The sequence below is a fragment of the Mesorhizobium sp. WSM4809 genome, assembly GCF_055811655.1.
Genome location: NZ_JBVVQW010000079.1, coordinates 1 through 259, shown reverse-complemented (window position 1 = coordinate 259; position 259 = coordinate 1). Strand labels below are relative to the sequence as shown.

At 49.4% G+C, this 259-nt stretch carries 1 pseudogene; it reads left to right on the top strand.

The features are described from left to right. Positions 1-259: pseudogene (gene ybeQ / locus AC0L24_RS33925) on the top strand (Sel1 family TPR-like repeat protein YbeQ); the annotation flags it as partial.

The window sequence follows — 259 nt, the reverse complement described above, 5'->3', positions numbered from 1 at the left end:
GACTATGCGCTGGCATTTTTCTGGTACAAACAAGCTGCATTACAAGGCCATAGTGACGCGCAAAACAATCTGGCCGATCTTTATGAAGACGGAAAAGGCGTTGCTCAAAACAAGACACTCGCCGCATTCTGGTATTTGAAAAGCGCACAGCAGGGTAATCGGCACGCCCAGTTTCAAATTGCATGGGATTATAACGCTGGCGAAGGGGTGGACCAGGACTATAAGCAAGCGATGTACTGGTATCTGAAGGCTGCCGCTC